The 21,039-nt window shown below is 71.7% G+C and carries 20 protein-coding genes; 9 read left to right on the top strand and 11 right to left on the bottom strand.

What is annotated here, in order from left to right; translation table 11 throughout:
- Positions 1-7: 7 nt before the first annotated feature.
- Positions 8-598 carry a Uma2 family endonuclease gene (locus tag ACFYU0_RS20915; protein WP_351665878.1) on the top strand — a complete coding sequence of 197 codons (591 nt, stop codon included), beginning with the start codon at positions 8-10 and terminating at the stop codon, positions 596-598.
- A gap of 53 nt (positions 599-651) precedes the next feature.
- A complete protein-coding gene (locus ACFYU0_RS20910; RefSeq protein WP_351665880.1) occupies positions 652-1,644 on the top strand; it encodes an aldo/keto reductase in 993 nt (330 codons plus the stop codon).
- A gap of 141 nt (positions 1,645-1,785) precedes the next feature.
- Here the strand turns inward: ACFYU0_RS20910 and thpR are convergent, their stop codons facing one another.
- Positions 1,786-2,358 (bottom strand): RNA 2',3'-cyclic phosphodiesterase, encoded by a 573-nt coding sequence (gene thpR, locus ACFYU0_RS20905; protein WP_389303177.1) that lies wholly within the window; start codon positions 2,356-2,358, stop codon positions 1,786-1,788.
- 104 nt (positions 2,359-2,462) lie between these two features.
- Here thpR and ACFYU0_RS20900 point away from each other — a divergent pair, with 104 nt between their 5' ends.
- Positions 2,463-3,050 (top strand): Uma2 family endonuclease, encoded by a 588-nt coding sequence (locus tag ACFYU0_RS20900; RefSeq protein WP_389303175.1) that lies wholly within the window; start codon positions 2,463-2,465, stop codon positions 3,048-3,050.
- 19 nt (positions 3,051-3,069) lie between these two features.
- On the opposite strand, the gene ACFYU0_RS20895 is transcribed toward ACFYU0_RS20900, so the two are convergent.
- Positions 3,070-4,407, bottom strand: coding sequence for an MFS transporter (locus ACFYU0_RS20895; RefSeq protein WP_389303172.1), 1,338 nt, complete (start codon positions 4,405-4,407; stop codon positions 3,070-3,072).
- A 33-nt stretch (positions 4,408-4,440) separates the two neighbouring features.
- Complete coding sequence (locus ACFYU0_RS20890; RefSeq protein WP_199210975.1) at positions 4,441-4,878, bottom strand: MarR family transcriptional regulator; 438 nt, start codon at positions 4,876-4,878, stop codon at positions 4,441-4,443.
- A gap of 154 nt (positions 4,879-5,032) precedes the next feature.
- On the opposite strand from ACFYU0_RS20890, the gene ACFYU0_RS20885 reads away from it, so the two are divergent.
- Complete coding sequence (locus tag ACFYU0_RS20885; protein WP_097257380.1) at positions 5,033-5,215, top strand: ribbon-helix-helix protein, CopG family; 183 nt, start codon at positions 5,033-5,035, stop codon at positions 5,213-5,215.
- 10 nt (positions 5,216-5,225) lie between these two features.
- Here the strand turns inward: ACFYU0_RS20885 and ACFYU0_RS20880 are convergent, their stop codons facing one another.
- Positions 5,226-6,677: an NCS2 family permease gene (locus ACFYU0_RS20880; protein WP_389303168.1), complete on the bottom strand. Its 1,452-nt coding sequence runs from the start codon at positions 6,675-6,677 to the stop codon at positions 5,226-5,228.
- 150 nt (positions 6,678-6,827) lie between these two features.
- Here ACFYU0_RS20880 and ACFYU0_RS20875 point away from each other — a divergent pair, with 150 nt between their 5' ends.
- Both ACFYU0_RS20875 and ACFYU0_RS20870 read left to right on the top strand, forming a co-directional pair.
- A complete protein-coding gene (locus ACFYU0_RS20875; RefSeq protein WP_199210977.1) occupies positions 6,828-7,097 on the top strand; it encodes a DUF2530 domain-containing protein in 270 nt (89 codons plus the stop codon).
- A gap of 102 nt (positions 7,098-7,199) precedes the next feature.
- Positions 7,200-9,596, top strand: coding sequence for an HAD-IC family P-type ATPase (locus ACFYU0_RS20870; RefSeq protein WP_389303165.1), 2,397 nt, complete (start codon positions 7,200-7,202; stop codon positions 9,594-9,596).
- A gap of 3 nt (positions 9,597-9,599) precedes the next feature.
- Here the strand turns inward: ACFYU0_RS20870 and ACFYU0_RS20865 are convergent, their stop codons facing one another.
- The 5 genes from ACFYU0_RS20865 to ACFYU0_RS20845 all read right to left on the bottom strand — a co-directional run bounded on the left by ACFYU0_RS20865 (position 9,600) and on the right by ACFYU0_RS20845 (position 16,046).
- Positions 9,600-10,430: a hypothetical protein gene (locus tag ACFYU0_RS20865; protein WP_389303163.1), complete on the bottom strand. Its 831-nt coding sequence runs from the start codon at positions 10,428-10,430 to the stop codon at positions 9,600-9,602.
- A 224-nt stretch (positions 10,431-10,654) separates the two neighbouring features.
- Positions 10,655-11,581 (bottom strand): hypothetical protein, encoded by a 927-nt coding sequence (locus ACFYU0_RS20860; protein ID WP_389303161.1) that lies wholly within the window; start codon positions 11,579-11,581, stop codon positions 10,655-10,657.
- A 146-nt stretch (positions 11,582-11,727) separates the two neighbouring features.
- A complete protein-coding gene (locus tag ACFYU0_RS20855) occupies positions 11,728-14,880 on the bottom strand; it encodes a sacsin N-terminal ATP-binding-like domain-containing protein (protein WP_389303158.1) in 3,153 nt (1,050 codons plus the stop codon).
- Positions 14,881-14,949: 69 nt separating this feature from the next.
- Positions 14,950-15,204 carry a DUF397 domain-containing protein gene (locus ACFYU0_RS20850; protein WP_389303155.1) on the bottom strand — a complete coding sequence of 85 codons (255 nt, stop codon included), beginning with the start codon at positions 15,202-15,204 and terminating at the stop codon, positions 14,950-14,952.
- Positions 15,201-16,046: a helix-turn-helix domain-containing protein gene (locus ACFYU0_RS20845; RefSeq protein WP_389303153.1), complete on the bottom strand. Its 846-nt coding sequence runs from the start codon at positions 16,044-16,046 to the stop codon at positions 15,201-15,203. The genes ACFYU0_RS20850 and ACFYU0_RS20845 overlap by 4 nt, the downstream gene beginning before the upstream one ends.
- Positions 16,047-16,172: 126 nt before the next feature.
- On the opposite strand from ACFYU0_RS20845, the gene ACFYU0_RS20840 reads away from it, so the two are divergent.
- Together ACFYU0_RS20840 and ACFYU0_RS20835 are read left to right on the top strand one after the other, a co-directional pair.
- The gene (locus ACFYU0_RS20840; protein ID WP_389303150.1) at positions 16,173-16,700 is read left to right on the top strand and encodes an ATP-binding protein; all 528 of its coding nucleotides are present in this window, start codon (positions 16,173-16,175) and stop codon (positions 16,698-16,700) included.
- A 157-nt stretch (positions 16,701-16,857) separates the two neighbouring features.
- Positions 16,858-17,766 carry a helix-turn-helix domain-containing protein gene (locus ACFYU0_RS20835; RefSeq protein WP_389303149.1) on the top strand — a complete coding sequence of 303 codons (909 nt, stop codon included), beginning with the start codon at positions 16,858-16,860 and terminating at the stop codon, positions 17,764-17,766.
- Between the two features lie 25 nt (positions 17,767-17,791).
- Here the strand turns inward: ACFYU0_RS20835 and ACFYU0_RS20830 are convergent, their stop codons facing one another.
- Entirely contained in the window at positions 17,792-18,247 is a 456-nt protein-coding gene (locus ACFYU0_RS20830; protein ID WP_389303146.1) for a DUF3592 domain-containing protein, read from the bottom strand.
- A 26-nt stretch (positions 18,248-18,273) separates the two neighbouring features.
- Entirely contained in the window at positions 18,274-19,200 is a 927-nt protein-coding gene (locus tag ACFYU0_RS20825) for a DUF3027 domain-containing protein (RefSeq protein ID WP_389303144.1), read from the bottom strand.
- 405 nt (positions 19,201-19,605) lie between these two features.
- On the opposite strand from ACFYU0_RS20825, the gene ACFYU0_RS20820 reads away from it, so the two are divergent.
- Entirely contained in the window at positions 19,606-21,006 is a 1,401-nt protein-coding gene (locus ACFYU0_RS20820; protein ID WP_351665908.1) for an MFS transporter, read from the top strand.
- Positions 21,007-21,039: the final 33 nt, after the last annotated feature.

Here is a 21,039-nt window from a genome sequence, read left to right as displayed (position 1 = left end):
CGCCACGATGACCGTCCTCGAAGACAGGATCGCGATGGCCGACGCCGACGCCAACACCCAGCGTTTGGACGACTGGTTCGAGCGCCTGGAGCGGATGCCCGTCCCCGAAGGATTCAGGGTCGAGATCGTCGGGGGCAACGTCTTCATGACGCCGCAGCGGGGCACTCATTGGCAGATCATCTTCCGTATCGCGGATGCGGTCGCGGGAAAGCACGGGATGGACAGGGTCTTCTCGGACGTACGCATCGACTTTCCCGGACACGAGAACGGCTTCTGCCCTGACGTCGCCCTGCTCAAGGACTCGGCGAAGCCGGACGACACGGGCCACTGGCGGTACCAGGACGTCGAGTTCGTCGCCGAGGTCGTCTCCCAGGGCACCGCCGCCAACGACTACGGCCCCAAGAGGACCGCCTACGCGACCGCCGAAGTCCCGGTCTACGTCATCGCCGACCCCTACCAGGGGCGCTGCCTCGTCCATACCGACCCCAAGGACGGCGACTACGCCGAGCCGGCGAAAGTGGACTTCGGCACCGACATCGACCTGACCGGCACGGTGGTCGACCTCGTCCTGAAGACGGACGCCTTCCCCCGCGACTAGCCCGCCGAGCCCCCCTTGCTTCGAGCGCACTCCAAGCCGTTGGCTAGGACACCATGAAGTACACGCAGCTAGGACGCACGGGACTCAAGGTCAGCCGACTCGTCCTCGGCACCATGAACTTCGGCCCGCAGACCGACGAGGCGGACAGCCACGCGATCATGGACGCGGCGCTGGACGCGGGCATCAACTTCTTCGACACGGCCAACGTCTACGGCTGGGGCGAGAACAAGGGCCGTACGGAATCGATCATCGGCAACTGGTTCGCCAAGGGCGGCGACCGCCGGGACAAGGTCGTTCTCGCCACCAAGGTGTACGGCAACATGGGCGCCGAAGGCGCCGCCTGGCCCAACCACGACAAGCTCTCCGCGGTCAACATCCGGCGCGCGGTGGACGCCAGCCTGAAGCGGCTGCGGACCGACTACATCGACCTCTACCAGTTCCACCACGTCGACCGGAACACTCCCTTCGAGGAGATCTGGCAGGCGATCGACGTGCTGGTACAGCAGGGCAAGATCCTCTACGCCGGCTCCTCCAACTTCCCCGGCTACAAGATCGCCCAGGCCAACGAGATCGCCGCCCGGCGCGGCGGCACCATCGGCCTGGTCAGCGAGCAGTGCCTGTACAACCTCGCCGAGCGCCGCGCCGAGATGGAGGTCATCCCGGCCGCGCAGGAGTACGGCCTCGGGGTCATCCCGTGGTCGCCGCTGCACGGCGGTCTCCTGGGCGGAGTCATCAAGAAGGAGGTGCAGGGCGGGCGCCGTGCCTCCGGGCGGGCCGCCGACACCCTCGCCGACCCCGCCGCCCGCGCGCAGATCCAGTCCTACGAGGACCTGCTCGACAAGCACGGCGTGGAGCCCGGCGAGGCCGCCCTGGCCTGGCTGCTGACCCGGCCCGGCGTCACCGGCCCGATCGTCGGACCGCGCACCGCCGAGCAGCTCGAGTCGGCGATCAGGGCCGTGGAGCTGGAGCTGAGCGAGGAGCTGCTGACCGGCCTCGACGAGGTCTTCCCGGGCCCCGGCCCGTCCCCGGAGGCCTTCGCCTGGTGAGCCGCGCCCGCCGCTGACCGCCCGTGCGGCCGCGCCCAGGCCTCACCTGCCGAGCGCGGCCGCCAGGGCGACGACGGCGAACATCAGCACGAGAACAAAGGCCATGATCCGGTTACGGGTCTTCGGGTCCACGTATCGAGGTTAACCGGCCGCGCCCAGTGCCCAGCGGGCGACCGGCTCGTAGCGGGGCTGCTCGCCGGGCACGCCGGACTTCGGCAGGTCGCTGCGGACGAGGACCAGCTCGTCCACCGTCCAGGTGCGGCTGCCGAAGTCGTGCAGCGCCGTCACGTAGGGCCGTACGTCCACCGTGGACCGGCTGCGGGCCACCGTCAGGTGCGCCTGGTAGCGGCGGTGCTCCCCCATCTCGATGCCGCTCCTGCGCGCCGCCGCCTCCGCGCGCCCTGCGAGCAGCCCCAGGGCGCGCAGGTCGCCGTCCGCGCCCGCCCACAGGGCCTTTCCGCGCCCGAACTGGCCGCCGCCGCGCAGCGCCAGCGGAAAGGCCGGCGTACGGCCCGCCGCGCGCTCCAGACGCGTGCGCAGCTCCGGTACCAGCTCCTCGTCGACCTCGCCGTAGAAGGCGAGCGTGAAGTGCCAGCCGGGCCGCCCGGTCCAGCGCAGCCCGTCCGCGCCGGGCAGGTCCCGCAGCGCGGCCACCTCGCGGGCGAGCGCGTCGGCCACGTCGTCCGGGGGCAGCAGGGCGGCGAAGAGTCTCATGCCGCCAGTCTCCCGCGCACGCCCCGGCGTGTCCGGATGACCGTGCGTATCGTTGTACCGCGCGGCTGCGCCCGCTCGTGGGGCAGCCGGGGAGGAGCGCCACGATGACCGTCCTCGAAGACAGGATCGCGATGGCCGAGAGCGACAACACGACCACGCTCGACGAGATGTTCGAGCGGCTCGAGAAGATGCCCGTCCCCGAGGGATACAAGGTCGAGATCGTCGAGGGGACCGTCTTCATGTCGCCGCAGCGGGACACCCACTGGGAGATCATCCTGGACTTCGTCGAACAGTTGCGCGCCAAGTACCCGCGCAAGCGCGTCAAGTCCGATGTGCGCATCGACTACCCGGGCCATCTCAACGGCTTCGCGACCGACGTGACGGTGATGACGGAGGGCGCCGCGAGGACCGAGGACGGCCGCTGGGACTGCGGGGACGTCGAGTTCGTCGCCGAGGTCGTCTCCCGGGGCACCGCCGCCAACGACTACGGGCCCAAGAAGGCCGCCTATGCCGAGGCCGGGGTTCCCGTCTACGTCATCGCCGACCCCTACCGGGGTGAGTGCCACGTCCTCACCCACCCCAAGGACGGCAGGTACGCCCTCGAGGTGAAGGCCGACTTCGGGGAGGAGCTGGACCTCACGGGCACCCCCGTCGGTCTCGTCCTCAAGACCGGCGAGTTCCCCCGCGACTGAGTCCCGCTCCTCCCCTGCGTCAGGCCGCCGGGGCCAGTTGCTCCCGGGGGACGAAGCGGACCTGGGGGTGGCCGCGGTGCCAGCCGACCGCGAGGCGCAGGCCGCCGATGCGGGCCAGGATCAGGCCGATCGTGGCGGCGGCCACGGCCGAGACCACACCGCCGAGGGCGAAGCCGACCCGGGCGCCGTAGGTGTCCGTGATCCAGCCGACGACCGGTGCGCCGAGCGGCGTGCCGCCCATGAAGACCATCATGAACAGGGCCATCACCCGCCCGCGCATGGCCGGGTCGGTGGCCATCTGCACCGCCGTGTTAGCGGTGACGTTGACCGTCAGGCCGAAGACCCCGATCGGGACCATGAGCAGCGCGAACAGCCAGTAGGACGGGGCCAGCGCGGCCACCGTCTCCAACGTGCCGAAGGCCAGCGCGGCGGCGATCAGCAGCCGCAGCCGGGCCGTGCCGCGGCGGGCGGCCAGCAGGGCGCCGCCGAGGGAGCCGACGGCCATCAGGGTGTTGAACAGGCTGTAGGCGCCGGCGCCGGCGTGGAAGACGTCGTCGGCGTAGGCGGAGAGCCACACCGGGAAGTTGAAGCCGAAGGTGCCGATGAAGCCGACGAGGACGATCGGCCAGATCAGCTCGGGGCGCCCGGCGACGTAGCGCAGGCCCTCCCGGAGCTGGCCCTTGCCGCGCGGCGCGCGCTCGACGACGTGCAGCTCGCGGGAGCGCATCAGCAGCAGTCCGGCGATGGGCGCGGCGAAGGACAGGCCGTTGGCGAGGAACGCCCAGCCGGTGCCCACGCCGGTGATCATGAGGCCCGCGACGGCGGGGCCGACCAGCCGGGCGGACTGGAAGTTCGCGGAGTTCAGGCTGACCGCGTTCTGGAGCTGACCGGGGCCGACCATCTCGGAGACGAAGGACTGCCGGGCCGGGTTGTCGACCACCGTGGCGAGTCCGACGGCGAAGGCGGCGACGTAGACGTGCCAGACCTGGACGTGGCCGGAGAGGGTCAGGAAGGCGAGCGCGAGGCCGGTCACGGCCATGGCGGCCTGGGTGACCAGGAGGGTGGGCCGCTTGGGCAGCCGGTCGACCAGGACGCCGCCGTACAGGCCGAACAGCAGCATCGGCAGGAACTGCAGGGCGGTGGTGATGCCGACGGCCGCGGAGGAGCCGGTGAGGCTGAGCACCAGCCAGTCCTGGGCGATGCGCTGCATCCAGGTGCCGGTGTTGGAGACGACCTGGCCGGCGAAGAACAGGCGGTAGTTCCGGACCTTCAGCGAGCTGAACATCGAGGACTTGCGGGCGGTCGGGGTAGTAGTGATCGGTGCGGGGGCGGAAGCTGCTCCGGATCCCGAACTCAAAAGGTTCGCCTCCTCCTGGCGGGGGTGAATGGCTTACAGATGCGCGAGCTTCTCCAGCACCGGGGCGGCGGCGCGCAGTTTGGCCCACTCGTCCTCGTCGAGGGCGTCGACCAGGCCGGCCAGGAACGCGTTGCGCTTGCGGCGGCTCTCCTCGAGCATCGCCTCGGCCTGCTCGGTCCTGGTGACGACCTTCTGGCGACGGTCCTCGGGGTGCGGCTCGAGCCGGACCAGGCCCTTGCCCTCCAGCAGCGCGACGATGCGGGTCATCGACGGCGGCTGCACGTGCTCCTTGCGGGCGAGTTCGCCCGGGGTGGCGGTGCCGCAGCGGGAGAGGGTGCCCAGCACCGACATCTCGGTGGGGCTCAGCGACTCGTCGACCCGCTGGTGCTTGAGCCGACGGGACAGCCGCATCACGGCGGAGCGCAGGGAGTTCACGGCGGCGGCGTCGTCGCCATGGTTGAGGTCCGGCATGGTCATTAGCTTAACTCATTACTCTCGCTAAGGACCACCGGAGAAGGGGCCGGGCCCCCGTGACGCCCGCCACTCGACCCCACGATCACCCGTAAGAGTGAGTCGTTTCCGAAAAGTGACGCATGAGACGGTCGGTTGTGGCGACCTAGTACACATGGGGACCACTGTGCTCAGCCTGCGGATAGACGGGGAGCTGCTCGAACGGCTCCGCCACCACGCGGCGAGAAGAGGAATGAGCGTGCAGGACTATGTGGTCCGCACGCTCATTCGGGACGACTTCGACGAGCGGTTCCAGGCCGCCGTCGAGGAGACGGAGAAGTTCTACGGCGTCACCTGACGCCCGCGCCTCAGGTGAGGCCCAGGGCCGGCATCAGGTAGTAGAAGGCGAACACCGCGGCGACGACGTACATCGCGACCGGGACCTCGCGGGACCGGCCGGCGGCCAGGCGCAGCACCACGAAGGTGATGAAGCCCATGCCGATGCCGTTGGTGATCGAGTAGGTGAACGGCATCATCATCATGGTCACGAAGGCCGGGATGGCGATGGTGTAGTCCGCCCAGTCGATCTCCTTGACGGAGTTCGAGAGGATCAGGAAGCCCACCGCGACCAGGGCCGGCGTGGCCGCCTGGGACGGGACCATGGTGGCGACCGGGGTGAGGAAGAGGGCCACCGCGAAGAGGGCGCCCGTGACGACGTTCGCGAATCCCGTGCGCGCGCCCTCGCCGACACCCGCCGTGGACTCCACGAAGGCGGTGGTGGCCGAGGACGAGCTGGCGCCGCCCGCCGCGACCGCGATGCCGTCGACGAAGAGGACCTTGTTGATGCCCGGCATGTAGCCCTGGGCGTCGGTCAGCTTGGCCTCGTCGCCGATGCCCATGATCGTGCCCATCGCGTCGAAGAAGCACGACAGCAGGACCGTGAAGACGAAGAGGATGCCGGTCAGCACGCCGACCTTGGAGAAGCCGCCGAAGAGGCTGAACTGGCCGACCAGGCCGAAGTCGGGCGTGGCCAGCGGGTTGCCGGGCCACTTCGGGACCGTCAGGCCCCAGGTGGAGACGTGGGCGACCGAGTTGATGATCAGCGCGAGGACGGTCATCCCGACGATGGAGATCAGGATCGCGCCCGGCACCTTGCGGACGATCAGCCCGAAGGTCAGCAGCGCGCCCAGGACGAAGATCAGCACCGGCCAGCCGTTGAGGTGACCGCCGACGCCGAGCTGCAGCGGGACGGTGGTCTGCGCGGCGTCCGGCATACGGGTGACGAAGCCGGCGTCGACCAGACCGATCAGCATGATGAACAGGCCGATACCGATCGAGATCGCCTTGCGCAGACCGAACGGCACGGCGTTCATCACACGCTCGCGCAGCCCGGTGGCGACCAGCAGCATGACCACGAAGCCGGCGAGCACGACCATGCCCATGGCGTCAGGCCAGGACATCCGGGGGGCGAGCTGGAGCGCGACGACGGAGTTCACACCGAGACCGGCGGCGAGCGCGATCGGCACGTTGCCGATGACGCCCATCAGCAGCGTGGTGAACGCGGCCGTCAGCGCGGTCGCGGTCACCAGCTGGCCGTTGTCCAGGTGATGCCCGTACATGTCCTTCGCGCTGCCCAGGATGATCGGGTTCAGCACGATGATGTACGCCATCGCGAAGAAGGTGGCGAGACCGCCGCGGATCTCGCGGCCGAGCGTGCTGCCGCGCTCGGAGATCCGGAAGTAGCGGTCGAGAGCGCCGTAGGCGGGAGTGCCGCCCGGCTGCTCGGGGGCGGGGACCTTGGCAGGTGCCGAGGTGGACATGAGGACCTCATCACCAGCGGGGTTCCCCCGAGCCCCGTTGGAGTTTCATACGAACAGAAGCGGCCAAAGACAAACGGTTTCAGTATGAACGTATGAGCGGTAAACCGCCATCTCCGCGCGTAGACCTGATCGCCTCGTAAGCTGTCCCCCATGACGAAGTGGACCCCGAAGCACGAGGCGCCGGAGCCCCTGGAGGGGCCCGTGGTCGCCACCATCACCGGCGGCACGATCGTGTGGTTCGTCCTCTTCCTGGTCCAGCTCCCCTTCTACGGCTGGTTCGACGACCACGGGCACCTGTGGTGGCTGTGGACCTGCCTGGCCGGCGGCGGTCTCGGCCTGATCGGCGTCTGGTACGTCCGCAGGCGGGACGCGGCGATCAAGCGGGACGCGGCGCTGAAGGCGGCCACCGCGGGCAGGTAGCCGCCGGGCACTCCAACCAGCGCAGGACGCCCCTCCTCCCCAGGTCGGATCTTCCGCCCACTCGGCAGGTGAAGCCGCAGATCCGCACGTACCGTCGAATGCATGACGCACATCGACGCGGGAGCCGAGCTCGACCCGGTGCACCCGGTGGCTCTGCCGGCGGCCGGGTCGGCCGGCCTGACCCGGGCCGAGGTCGCCGAGCGCGTCGCCCGGGGCGAGGTCAACGACGTCCCGGTGCGCAGCAGCCGCTCCATGGGCGAGATCGTCCGCGCCAACGTCTTCACCCGGTTCAACGCGATCATCGGTGTGCTGTGGCTGGTCATGCTGTTCGTCGCACCGATCCAGGACAGCCTCTTCGGCTTCGTGATCCTCGCCAACACCGGCATCGGCATCGTGCAGGAGTGGCGGGCCAAGCAGACCCTGGACTCGCTCGCCGTGATCGGCGAGGCCCGGCCCACCGTCCGCCGCGACGGGGTCGCCGTCGAAGTGGCCACGAGCGAGATCGTCCTGGACGACCTCGTGGAGACGGGACCCGGCGACAAGATCGTCGTGGACGGGGTGTGCGCGGAGGCCGACGGTCTGGAGATCGACGAGTCGCTGCTCACCGGCGAGGCCGACCCGGTCCACAAACGGCCCGGCGACCAGGTCATGTCCGGCAGCTTCGTCGTGGCCGGCGGCGGCGCGTTCCGGGCGACCAAGGTGGGCCGGGAGGCCTACGCCGCGCAGCTCGCCGAGGAGGCGTCCCGGTTCACGCTCGTCCACTCCGAGCTGCGCACCGGCATCTCCACGATCCTGAAGTACGTGACGTGGATGATGGTCCCGGCCGCGATCGGCCTGGTCATCACCCAGCTCGTGGTGAAGAACGACAACCTCGGGGCCGCGGTCGCCCGCACGGTCGGCGGCATCGTCCCGATGGTTCCCGAGGGGCTGGTGCTGCTCACCTCCGTGGCCTTCGCCATCGGGGTCATCCGGCTCGGGCGCAAGCAGTGCCTGGTGCAGGAGCTGCCCGCCATCGAGGGCCTGGCCCGGGTGGACACCGTCTGTCTGGACAAGACGGGCACGCTGACCGAGGGCGGCATGGACGTCACCGAGCTGCGGGCGCTGAACGGCGCCGACGAGCCGTACGTGCGCAAGGTGCTGGGCGCCCTCGGCGAGTCCGACCCGCACCCCAACGCCTCCCTCCAGGCGATCATCGACGCCTGTCCGGACAGCGAGGAGTGGCGCTGCGTGGAGTCGCTGCCCTTCTCCTCCGCCCGCAAGTACAGCGGCGCCGCGTTCAGCGAGGGCGACGGGGAGGCCAGCACCTGGCTGCTGGGCGCCCCCGACGTACTGCTCACCGAGGACGACCCGGCCCTGGCCGAGACCGAGCGCCTGAACGAGCAGGGGCTGCGGGTCCTGCTGCTGGCCCGCGCCACCCGCGACCTGGACGACCCCGAGCCGGCCCGCGGCGCCCGCCCCACCGCGCTGGTCGTGCTGGAGCAGCGGCTGCGCCCCGACGCCGGCGACACCCTGCGCTACTTCGCCGAGCAGCGGGTTCAGGCGAAGGTCGTCTCCGGGGACAACGCGGTGTCCGTCGGCGCGGTCGCGGCCAAACTGGGGCTGTCCGGTACGGCGGTGGACGCGCGCCGGCTGCCGGACGATCAGCAGGGCATGGCGAAGGCGCTGGACGAGGGGACCGTCTTCGGCCGGGTCACCCCACAGCAGAAGCGGGACATGGTCGGCGCGCTCCAGTCGGGCGGGCACACGGTCGCCATGACCGGGGACGGCGTGAACGACGTGCTGGCCCTGAAGGACGCGGACATCGGCGTCTCCATGGGCTCGGGCTCGGAGGCGACCCGGGCGGTGGCGCAGATCGTGCTGCTGAACAACAGCTTCGCCACGCTGCCCTCGGTGGTCGCGGAGGGCCGCCGGGTGATCGGCAACATCACGCGCGTGGCGACGCTGTTCCTGGTGAAGACGGTGTACTCGGTGCTGCTGGCGCTGCTGGTGGTGTGCTGGCAGGTGGAGTACCCCTTCCTGCCGCGTCACCTGACCCTGCTGTCCACCCTCACCATCGGCGTCCCGGCCTTCTTCCTGGCCCTGGCCCCCAACACCGAGCGGGCCCACCCCCACTTCGTCCGCCGGGTCATGCGGTACGCGGTGCCCGGCGGGGTGGTGGCGGGAGCGGCGACCTTCGCGACGTACCTGCTGGCCCGGCACTACTACACCGGTCCGGGCTCCCTGGAGGCGGAGACCAGCGCGGCCACCCTGACCCTGTTCCTGATCTCCATGTGGGTCCTGGCGATCATCGCCCGCCCCTACACCTGGTGGCGGATCGCCCTGGTGGCCGCGATGGGCGCGGCCTTCCTGCTGGTCCTCGTCGTGCCCGCCCTGCAGGACTTCTTCGCCCTCAGGCTGGTGGGCGTCACCATGCCGTGGACGGCGGTGGCCGTCGCGGCGGTGGCGGCGGCCGTCCTCGAGTTCCTGTGGAGATGGGTCGGCCGCCGCTTCCCCGCTTGAGGGCTACTTCACGTCGACGTAGTCGCCCGTGGCGCTGACCGCCGGGGTCGTCGAGGTGCCCGCGAAGCTGAAGCGCCAGTAGCCGTCGTAGGACGCCGTGGTGGTCGTCTTCAGGTTGCCCGAGGAGTCGGAGTAGACCGTCTTGACGGTGGTGTACGTGCTCGTGCCCGCCTTGCGGAACTGGAGCTTGACCGGCTGGCCGGTGTAGCCGTGGTACTGGTGGTCCTCCCAGTTGGCGCGGGAGAGCTTGCCGGTGACCGTGAGGGTCTTGCCCTTGTAGACCGGCTCCGGGGAGGCGTTGGCGGTGAGCTTGGAGTAGCGCTGGACCAAGGTGCTGCCGAGGCCGTCCTGGTCCTTGTAACCGACCTTGCTCATGTCCGGGCTGTCCGGGTTCTGCCCGTTGAAGGCGATGGCCTCGGCGGCCACGGTCCAGGAGCCGGCGTCCGCGTTCGCCAGGTCGTCGCCGGCCGGGTGGACGTCGATCGTGCCGGTGCAGGTGGCGGTGGTCGCCGAGGTGGCGGTGCAGGTCGCCCCGTCGTCGCCGTACTTCTCGGCGCTCGGGTCGGCGAAGGAGCCGCGGTAGAGGAACGCGTCGGTGTAGAAGTCCTGCGCGGTGATGTCGACGTCCGCGCCGTGGGTCAGCGTGTAGGTGTACTTGGTGCTGACCTCGTTGGTGGTGCCGACCTTGATCGCCTTGGCGATCGTGACGCTGGAGAAGCTCGCGTCGAGGGTGTACGGCGTGCCGCTCGTCGTGGCCGCGTGGGCGGCCGGGACGACGAGGGCGGAGAGGGCCAGGGCGCCGGAGACGGCGGCCACGGTGGCACGTATGCGCATGTGCGGTTCCCTTGGAGGGAGAAGTGATCGTGGAGTCGGCTGACTCACGCGATCAGATCCGCGACACCGGGCGCTGGTTGTAGGGCGAGAGCGCCTTCCGGCCAGATTTTTGCTCCCGATTGCCCGCCCGTTACCCGGGTGGGGCGACCGCTTGGCACAAGTGGGGGAAATGCTTCCGGCCCCGGAGACAGCGCGTCTCCGGGGCCGGTGCGGTGCGGTGCCGCTTACTTCACGTCGACGTAGTCGCCCGCGGCGTTGACCGCCGGGGTGGTCGAGGTGCCGGCGAACGAGAAGCGGTAGTAACCGTCGGCCGTGGCCTTGGTCGTGGTCTTCAGGTTGCCGGTGGAGTTGGTGGTGATGGTCTTCAGCGTGGTGTAGGTGCTGGAGCTCTTCTTGCGGTACTGCAGCTTCACCGCCTGGCCGGTGTAGCCGTGGTACTGGTGGTCGTCCCAGTTGGCCCGGGACAGCTTGCCGGTGACCGTGATGGTCTTGCCCTTGACGACGGGCTCCGGGGAGGCGTTGACCGTCAGCTTCGAGTAGCGCTGGAGCTTGGTGGTGGCGACGCGGTCCTGGGCCACGTAACCGATCTTGGTCACGTCGCCGGTGTCCGGGTCCTGGCCGTTGAGGGCGACGGCGTAGCCCTCGGCCTTCCAGGTGGTGGCGTCCGCGTTGGTCAGCCCGAGGAACTCGTCCTTCGGGTAGATGTCGATGGTGCCCTTGCAGGTCGCCACCGTCGCCGACGAGTCGGTGCAGACCGGCCAGTCGTCGCCCATCTGCAGGGCGGTCGGGCTGTCGAAGGACCCGCGGTAGATGTCCACGTCCATGAAGAAGTCGTCGGCGTGGATGTCGACGTCCGCGCCGTGCGTGACCGTGTACGTGACCGGCACGGAGACGTGGTTGGTGGTGCCCACGACGATCGGCTTGCCGTTGTTGACCTTCACGGAGGAGAAGGTGAGGTCGAGCGTGTAGGGCTCCTCAGCGGCCGAGGAGCTGAACGCCGACTTGCCGGAAGCGGCGTGGAAGGCGCGGGCGGCCTTCGCCAGGTCGGCGGGCGTGTAAGAGGAGCCGTCGGCCGCCTGCGCGGCCGGCACGACGAAGGCGGAGAGGGCCAGGGCGCCGGTGACGGCGGCCACGGTGGCACGTATGCGCATGCGTTCCCCTGTGTGGAGAGGGTGGGCACTTGCGTGCCCAAATGATCGTGGAGTCAGGCGACTCGTTGATCAGACCCGCCACCCAGGGGAACGGTTGTAGAAAATTTGAAGGTTTTGCGAGTGGCTTACGAAGTTGGCGCCCGGCCTCAGTCGAACCAGCGGTCGCGCGCCAGTTCCTCCGTCCGGGAGGGGTCCTCCAGCAGGGCCGCCACCTCGAAGCGGCGGGGCCACTGGCCGGCCGCCCAGGCGAGGCCCGCCGCGACGCCCTCCAGGGTGGCCGCGTGCAGCGTGCCGTCGTCGGTGAGGCGCCAGTCGATCTCGACGCCGTCCACGACCAGTTCGTCGTGCTCCACATAGGTGCCGGGGGTGCGCGGCCCGAGCAGCACCCGCACCGCGTGCGGTACGTCGTGCTCGGCGCCCTCGGAGTCGACCGACCCGGTGACGGACTCGCTCAGCCGCCGCACCTGGAACAGTTCGGCCAGTTCGGCGGCCCGGGCCGGGGGCACCGGCAGCAGCGGGACCCCGGAGGTGAAGGGAAGCAGGTCCGGGGAGTCCACCACCACCGCGTCGGCCGCGTCCACCACCTCGGTCCGGCCGTCCACGACCGCCCGCAGTTCGTCCGGCAGCGTCACCTGCTCGGGGTCCAGCTCGGCCAGCGCGCCGTAGAGGCCGTGCAACTGGGCCGGACTCACGGGCCGCTCGGGGTCGGACAGGCGGTCCAGCAGTTCGGCGGCGCCGCCGGGTTCGCCGAGCAGGGCGGCGACGGAGGTACGGACGCCCAGCGCGCGCAGCACCTGCTCGTCCTCGAAGCCGGTCGCGTCGGCCTCGTCGTACAGGCCGTGCAGGAGCGGGTCCCCGCCGGCCGCGAGCAGGCCCGCCGGACGGCGGCCGTCGAGCACCGGGTGGCCCCGCAGCCACCACGCGGTGTACGGGCGCACGACTTCGTGGGTGCCGTCGGGCAGCAGGACGCGCACCGGCTGGGTCAGGGCGTCGCGCAGCGGGGGCTGGGCGAGCAGTGCGAGCGCCTGCGGCCACTTGTCGTCGTCCACCAGGTCGAGGTCGCGGACGGCGACCAGTTCGGTGGCGACCGGCGGCACGGGCGTGTCCGGGAAGCGGTCGAGGATGTCCTCGCTCCACACGTCCACGGCGTCCAGCAGGCCCGCGTCGTCCGGCTCGGCGAAGTCGCCCTCCCGGGGCTCCAGTTCGTCCGGGTCGAGGACCACGTCCGTGGCGCGGACCAGCGCGAAGTTCGCGAGCACCCCGCAGGCGGTGAGCGGCTGCTCGCCCCACTTGGCGGCCAGGTCGGGGTCGACGGCGGCCAGCTCGTCCTCGCGGATCACCTGGGCGAACGGGCTTCCGGGCAGGACGAGTTCACCGGCCGGGGCGAGTTCGCCGTCCTCGTCGGGCAGCGCGAGCGCGCCCAGCCAGGGCTCGTCACCGGGTTCGAGGGCGGCGTCGCGCACGAGCGCGAGGACGGTGTCGGCCAGTTCCTCCGCGTCCGGAGCGTCCTCCTCCCACAGCGCCCCGCCCTCGTCGTCCAGCGAGGCCGCCACCGCGGCCCGCACCTGCGGGGTGGTCAGCACCGCGCGCGGGGTCGCGGGCAGCGCGCCCAGCTTCTCCAGCAGCGGGTGGACGGCGTCCTCGTGCGCGACCTTCAGCCCGAGCCGGCCGAGCACGTCCGCGTCCAGGGCGGCGGCGTCGGGGCTGGGCAGCAGCACGTGCCGGGGCCCGATGGTGGTGCGCCCTCCCCCGGAACCGAAGGAGGCGCCCCCGGCCAGCGGCACCGGCAGCCCGGAGAGCCGGTCGGGGTCGACCCCGGCGAGGCTGTCGTAGAGCCGCCACCACCAGTCGGGGTCCTTCTCCAGACCGGCGAGCCGGTCGACGGCGTCGGCGAGGGGCAGCCGGGCCACCCCCAGGGTGCGCAGTTCCACCCGGCGCTCCAGCCCGGCGGGCAGCAGGGTGGGCAGCACCTCGGCGAGGACCCGCACGGTGTCCGCCCCGGCGCCCTCCACGATCTCGGCGTCCCTCGGCCGCAGCGCCTCGGGGAGGTCGTCGTCCTCCGTGTGGTCGGCGGCCGGGGGCAGGAACGCGGTGCGCGGCAGCCGCTCAAGGACCGCCTGGCGCAGCGCGCCGTCCAGCTCCCCCTTGCCCAGCGGCCCGGGCACCAGGTCGATGACGCCGTCGGTCACCGGGCGCCAGGCGGCGAGCAGTTCGGTGTACGCGTCCGCCGCCCGCTGCACCAGGAAGTCGGTCAGCGGACCGGGGGCCGCGTGCCGGCGGGTGGTGTCCAGCGGGAAGGACGCGATGAGCAGCGCGGGGACGCCGAGGGGCTCGTCGCTGGGGGTCGGGGCGTGCACCACGCCCGCGGTGCGCGGCCGGACCGGGCGCCCCTGGTCGTCCTCCGGCACGGCCCAGGTCACCGACCAGTGCGGGCGCAGGCGCTCCTCCACCGGCCGGTCGGCGAGCAGCTCGGCGGTGAGCGGCCCGTGCGCGGCGACGGTGCGCCAGCGGGTGACGCCCTCCCGCGAGTCCTCCACGACGGTGACGGCGTCCTCGGTACGGCGGCGCAGGGTGCGCGGGGTCGCGCCGTCGACCTCGATCACGACCTCCGCCAGGCCGGGCAGGGCGAGGAGCAGGGCGTCGTCCACGGCGTCGAGGAGGCGCTCGGCGAGGTCGGCGGCGGCCGCGTCGCGCAGGGGCAGGATGACGGCGGTGTCGTACGGGTCGGGGGCAGAGCCCTCGGCGGCGAACGGCAGCCGCAGCAGCGGCACGTGCCCGTCCCGGCGCCGGACCTCGTCCCCGAGTCCGGGGCTGTGCCGGGCGGTGTCGGCGGCCAGTTCCCTGGCCTCGGCCAGCGACCAGCGGACCCCGCCGTGCCGGCCGACGATGGCCGGCTCGTCGGTGACGGACAGTACGGCGGCGAAGCCCACGCCGAACCGGCCGACGGCGCCGTGGGTGTCGTCGGCGTCCCGCTTGGCGGAGGCCCGCAGGGTGGACAGCGACTCGACACCGGTGGCGTCCAGCCCGGCGCCGGTGTTGGCGGCGACGAGGACGCCGTCGCGGAGAGTGAGGCGCAGCCGCCCCGGCACCTTCGCCCGGGCGGCGGCGTCGGCGGCGTTCTGGGCCAGCTCGATGACGAGCCGGTCCCGGTAGCCGCCGAGGACCAGGTCCTCCTCGGCGTTGGCGTCCTCGCGGAACCGGGCGGGGCTGGTGGCCCAGGCGTCGAGGACACCGCGGCGAAGACGGGCGGTGCCGAAGGGGTCGGCGCCCTCGGTCGCCGGCCGCACGTACTTGCTCACGTTCACTCTCCTCGTCTGCGTGAGGACGAAGGTACAGCCCCGTGAGCGGGTGGCCGTCCGGCTCCGGCGTCAGGGCTGGGAGGCGTATGCGACGAAGGTCGCCCAGGTGGCGGGGGTGACGGTCAGCAGGGGGCCGTCGTCCTGCTTGGAGTCGCGTATGTGGATGGTGGCGGGCGTGGGGGCCACCTCGACGCAGGAGTCGGCCTCACTGCTGCTGCTGTAACTGCTCTTGAACCAGTCCAGGGCGACTTCGACGCAGGAGTCACCCTCGCTGCCGCTGCTGTAACTGCTCTTGAACCACGCCAGATCGGTAGTGCGGATCATGCTGCCCCCAGCAGTCTCTCGATGAAGGTCGTCGACTCACGTGGTGTGAGCGCCTGCGCGCGAATGATGCCGTACCGCAGCTCAAGGATACGGAGCTGCCTCGGCTCGTTGACGGGCCGACCGTTGGCTACCGCCGGTGAGCGTCCCACTGCCGAACCGTTCTCGAACTTCAGCACCTCGATCCCGCCCGCGACTCCCGCGTGCTCCTCGCGGTCCATCGGCATGACCTGGATCTCGACGTTACGTAACTGCCCCACCATCAGCAGGTGTTCGAGTTGCCGACGTAACACCTTCCTGCCCCCGAGAGGCCGCAGGAGTGTCCATTCGTCCTGGATGAAGCTGATCTCCGGGGCGGGGTCCCGCTGGAACACGGACTTCCTCGCCACCCTCGCGGCGACACCTCGCTCCACCACGTCCTCGGTGTACGCGGGCCGCCGCATCTCCAGCAGCGCTCGCGCGTACTCCGGCGTCTGCAGCAGCCCGTGGACGTTCAAGGGGTCGTAGAGCTGAAGCTCGACCGCCTTCGCCTCGAGCTGCGCCAGCTCCCGCACCCGCTTCGGATAGCGGACCTTGGCCACGTCCTCCTTCATCGCGGCGAGCAGCCCGCCCGCGCTCAGCACCTCGTCCGCCTTGTCCAGGAACTCCGGGCGCGGGATCCGTCTGCCGCTCTCGACCTTGTAGACCATGTCCTCGCCGTAGCCCACGACCCTGCCGAACTCGGCCGCGCGCAGGCCCACCGCCTCGCGGCGCAGCCTGAGCTGCCGTCCCACGGTGGTGATGACGGCGACTCCCCAGTCGTCGTCCGGGTCGACCTCCCAGCCCGGCTCCTCTTCCTCGCCCATGGCGCGCCCCCTTCCCGTCCCCGCCGTCCCGACAGACCGGACACCGCCGGACAGGCTCCGGACAGTGACCGTACGTACCGCCTTCGTCACTGTTCACGGTAGGCGCACGTCGCCACTCTGAGTGACGTGAATCAGCAAATCTCCACCCGTATCCCGAACTTCAGCGTGCGGCTCTCCCCCACGCCGCGCGGCGCCCGGCTGGCCCGGCTGCTCGCCACGGAACAACTCATTTCGTGGGGCGTGCCGTTGGAGCCGGCGGCGCTGATCGTGGCCGAGCTGGCGGCGAACGCGGCCACGCACGGGCGGGTGACGGGCCGGGACTTCCGGCTGACGCTCTACGTCGTCGCGGACGTGCTGCGGATCGAGGTGACCGACACCCGGGGCGACCGGCTCCCGCGCGTCGGGACCCCGGACCCGGACGCCGACTCGGGGCGCGGACTGATGCTGGTCGACGCCCTGGCCGACCGCTGGGGCGTCACTCCGGGCCTCACGCCGCGCAAGACGGTGTGGGCGGAGATCGTGCTGCCACCGCGACCCGGGAACTCGTGCTCCGGTCCGAGTGGCGCCCTTTCCCAAAGGACCACGAGGGAGAAAGAACCCACCCAAGCCCCACCCCTCCCGCCCGCCACGGCGCGCGCTCACTCGCCAGGGTGAACATCGCCAACGCGGCTGGCGTGGCGACCGGTTGATCGCTCTACGCTCGGCGCAGCAAGCACGGCACATGTGGTGAACCGGAAAAAAAATAACGGCCCCCGGCCGGGACTAGCGATCCCGATCGAGGGCCTGACCACCAAGGAACAGCACCTTCCCGATGGATACCCAGAACCGTAGCGCGCCCCCGCGCGCCCAGTCCCGAGTTGTCGCCAAGAACCACCCGAACCGGCGGTCGGCCGCCGGCGGGCTGATCCACGACAACACCCGCCACTCCGCCCGCTTCACGGTGATCGGCAACCATCTGGCCCAGCATCCGGAGCTGTCCGGTCTCGCGATCGGGCTCGGGGTGCACATCCAGTCGCTGCCCGCGGGCTCCCGGGTCGACATCAGGACCCTGACCGCCCGCTTCCCCGAGGGCGCGGTCCGGATCGCCGCCGCGCTGCGGGAGTTGGAGGCCCACGGATACCTGCGGCGCGAGCGCAGGCGCGGGGCGGACGGCCGTATCGTCACGCGCACGGTCTCGTGCAACCAGCCGGGCGGCGACGGGGACGCCCCCTCCGCACCGCCGGCCCGGAGGAAGAAGCCCGCGAGCAGGGCGCTGCCGGCCGTGCCGCGTCCGGCCCAGGCCTCCCCGGCGCTCGTCCGGCGGGCCACGGACCTGCTCGCGGACCTCCGCCGCCACGACTCCCGCCTGCTGCTGTCGGCCCAGGACACCGCCCACCTGGCGCCGGGAGTCGCCGCCTGGCTGGAACGGGACGCGGCCCCCTCGGTCGTACGGCATGCGCTGACCACGGGCCTTCCGGACGAGCCCCTGTGCCGCCCGGCGGCTCTGCTGGCCCACCGCCTGACGGCCGGGTTGCCCGCGCCGCCCCCGTTCCGCGCCCCGACGCCCCCGCCGGCGGTCCGGCACCCGCTCCAGAACTGCGAGGGCTGCGACCACGCCTTCCGCGCACCCGACCCGGGACTCTGCTCCGGCTGCCGCCCCCGTCCAGCGGGGGCCACCGGTACCGGCACCGTCCTCACCGCCGTCCACTCCACCCCTGGCGGGCCGCTCCACGGCGACTGATCCGCGCCGGGCCCGCGGCCAGAACTCAGCGGGAGCGGCGCCGTGTCACCAGGGCGACGGTCGTGCCGACGCCGGCGAAGACCAGGCCGATGCCGCCGAAGATCAGCGGCAGCAGCCACAGCGAGGCGAAGCCCTTGACCCGCGCGTCGTCCGGGGAGTCGGCGTCGTAGAGGACCTCGACGTGCTCGCCCTTCTCGTAGGACGGCGGGTTGGAGCCGAAGGAACTCCGGAACGTACGCCGCTCGCCGTCCGCCGAGGTGAACGCGACCACCGGGTACGCCACGGGGCCGTCGTGCGCCCGGTTCCTGCGGGAGCCGCTGTGGTCCTCGCGCCACTCCAGCGCGACCACCGTCCCCCGGGCGTGCTTCGCGCCGGACAGGAACGAGACCGACACGCCCGTGAGGATCAGCCCGACGACCAGGAACAGCGAGCCGAACGCGATCGCCCCGAACGTGATCCACCGGACGGCACGCCCGCTCACCCCCACCCGCACGACGCCCCCCGTCTTCAGGAGTGGCCGAGTTCCGCGGTCTCCGCGTCGCCCGTCTCCGGGACCGAGCCCGAGTCGCGGGCCGGGCGGAGCGGGAAGACGTCGATCCGGGTCTCGTCGACGACCGGCGGGGGCGGCTGCGGGGTCTTCGGCATGACGGCCGCCTCGGAGTGGGCGCCGCAGCCGTAGGACAGAGAGACCACCCGGCCGTCGGCCGGGGAGAACTCGTTCGCGCAGACGCCGAAGGCCTGGCCGAGCGAGCCACCGATCGGGGTGAGGAACCCGCAGGTCGCGCAGGTGGCGGGGGCCGCCTGGGCCATCGGGGTCTGGGGGCCGAACGACTCCTCCCAGCGGTCGGCCGCCATGTGCAGGCCGTACCGGGAGAGCACCCGCGCGCGCCGCATGCCCAGCTCCTCCGCCACCGAGGCGATCGAGCCGCGTACGGGCGTCGTGGGCTGGACGGCCGGGGCGCCGGGGGAGACCTCCGCGTCCTCGGCCTCCGCCAGTTCCGCAATCTCCCCGGACACGATCGAGTTCGGCGGGGGCTCCTCCTCGCCCGTGTAGCCGGGCTCCAGACGCAGGTCCTCCTGGTCGGTGGGGAGCAGGTCGCCGGGGCCGAGGTCGCCGGGGCGCAGGCGCTCGCTCCACGGCACCCACTCGGGGGCGAGGAGGGCGTCGGGGCCGGGAAGCAGGACCACCTCGTCCAAGGTCACGATCTTGGCACGGGAGGCGCGGGCGACCGTCGCGGCCCAGCGCCAGCCCCGGTAGCCCATCTCCTTGCACTCGAAGAAGTGCGTGACAACACGGTCGCCCTCGGAAACCAGCCCCACGTGCTCGCCCACCACTCCGGGTGCGGCGGCCTCCTCGGCGGCGGACCGGGCGAGGTCGACGGCCTCGGCGCACAGACGGTCGGGGGTGCGGCTTCGCGTTGTCGCTGCGCTCACAGGTATCGCTTCTCTCCTACGCCGTCTGCAATGAGTGCGGCTGCCTCCGGCGGTTGGGGGGACGGAGCGGACCAGGGGGCCGCATCGACGTCCGCATCCGATCGCGCTCGGGCGCACCTCTGCCATCCATTCTGCGTTATGGCTGAGATACGCACGCTACCCGGTCGTCGGTGGTCGGGGACAGTCCGCCGCTGCCCGGCGATGTTTCCCGACCGGCCGCGCGCGCCGGTTGGCCGAGAACCGGCCCCGGCGAGCAGTCCTGTTGGCCGAAAAAAGACCGGTCCGGGAGCCCGTGTCCGTCATGGGGTGATCGGGTGGCGGGCCGCCCGCCGCCCGGCCGCCGCCGGACGGCCCGCCGACTCGCTTGGATTCAAACCGCACTATCGGGCGGGGTCTCGGGGCACTATGAACGACGTGGCAGCCACGGACAGGGACAGCGTTCGGGGTGGCGGATCGGGCCGGGTCGGCGGTGCCGTCCGCGCGGTCGGCCGTGCCCTGCACTCCCCCGTGACCGGCACCGCGCGGGGCATCCGCAAGGTCACGCACGCCCACGGCGCGGGCGAGTCGGGCCTCGGCAAGCTGATCGAACTGCACGCGGTGAACGGCGCCGGGGACGTCATGATCACGGTCGCGCTGGCGTCGACCGTGTTCTTCTCGGTGCCGACCGACGAGGCCCGCGGGCGTGTCGCGCTCTACCTGGCCATCACAATGGCCCCCTTCACGGTGCTGGCGCCCGTCATCGGGCCCCTGCTGGACCGGCTGCCGCACGGGCGGCGGGCCGCGATGGCCGGGGCGATGCTGACCCGGGCGCTGCTGGCGCTGATCATCTCGGGGGCCGTGGCGAGCGGAAGTCTGGAACTGTATCCGGCGGCGCTCGGGGTGCTGGTCGCGTCCAAGGCCTACGGGGTGGTCCGCAGCGCGGTCGTGCCCCGGCTGCTGCCACCCGCCTTCTCCCTGGTGAAGGCGAACTCGCGGGTCACGCTGGCCGGGTTGCTGGCCACCGGCGTGGCCGCGCCGATCGGAGCGGGCCTGCACGCCCTCGGTGATCCCTGGCCGCTGTACGGGGCGTTCGTGATCTTCGTCGCAGGGACGTTTCTGTCCTTCTCCCTGCCGCCGAAGGTCGACTCCGCCAAGGGCGAGGACGTGGCGCTGCTCGCGGCCGACGAACAGCATCTGCACGGGCCGCGGCGGCAGCAGGCCAAGCGGCCGGGACTGCGGACCGTCGGGCCGGCCGTCACGCACGCCCTCGCCGCCAACGCGGCGCTGCGCTGCCTCTCCGGCTTCCTGATCTTCTTCCTCGCGTTCCTGTTGCGCGAGCACCCGCTGACCGGGTCCAGCGCGGCGGTCTCGCTGGGGATAGTGGGCGTCTCGGCCGGGGCGGGGAACGCGCTCGGCACGGCGGTGGGCGCCTGGCTGAAGTCGAAGGCGCCCGAGGTCATCATCGTGACGGTCGTCGCGGTGGCGCTCGGCACGGCCGTGGTGGCCGCCGTGTTCTTCGGAGCGCTGCTGGTGGCCTGCCTGGCCGCCGTCGCCGGGTTCGCCCAGGCGCTGGCCAAGCTGTCGCTGGACGCGCTGATCCAGCGGGACGTGCCGGAGCAGGTGCGCACCTCGGCGTTCGCCCGGTCCGAGACGCTGCTGCAGATGGCGTGGGTGTTCGGCGGCGCGGTCGGCATCGTGATGCCGCTCAACGGCACCCTGGGTCTCGCCGTGGCCGCCGCGTTCGTGGCGGCCGGCTGGCTGGGCACGCTGCGCGGGCTGCTCGCCTCGGCCCGGCACGGCGGCCGGACCAGGGCGCGAGTGGCGTAACGAACCGGGCACGCCGTACCCCACGTGGGCGGA

The sequence above is a fragment of the Streptomyces sp. NPDC003720 genome, from assembly GCF_042875075.1.
Taxonomy (GTDB): Bacteria; Actinomycetota; Actinomycetes; order Streptomycetales; family Streptomycetaceae; genus Streptomyces.
Note: the sequence above shows the minus strand (reverse complement) of the source record. Positions and strands in the feature narration are given on the sequence as shown.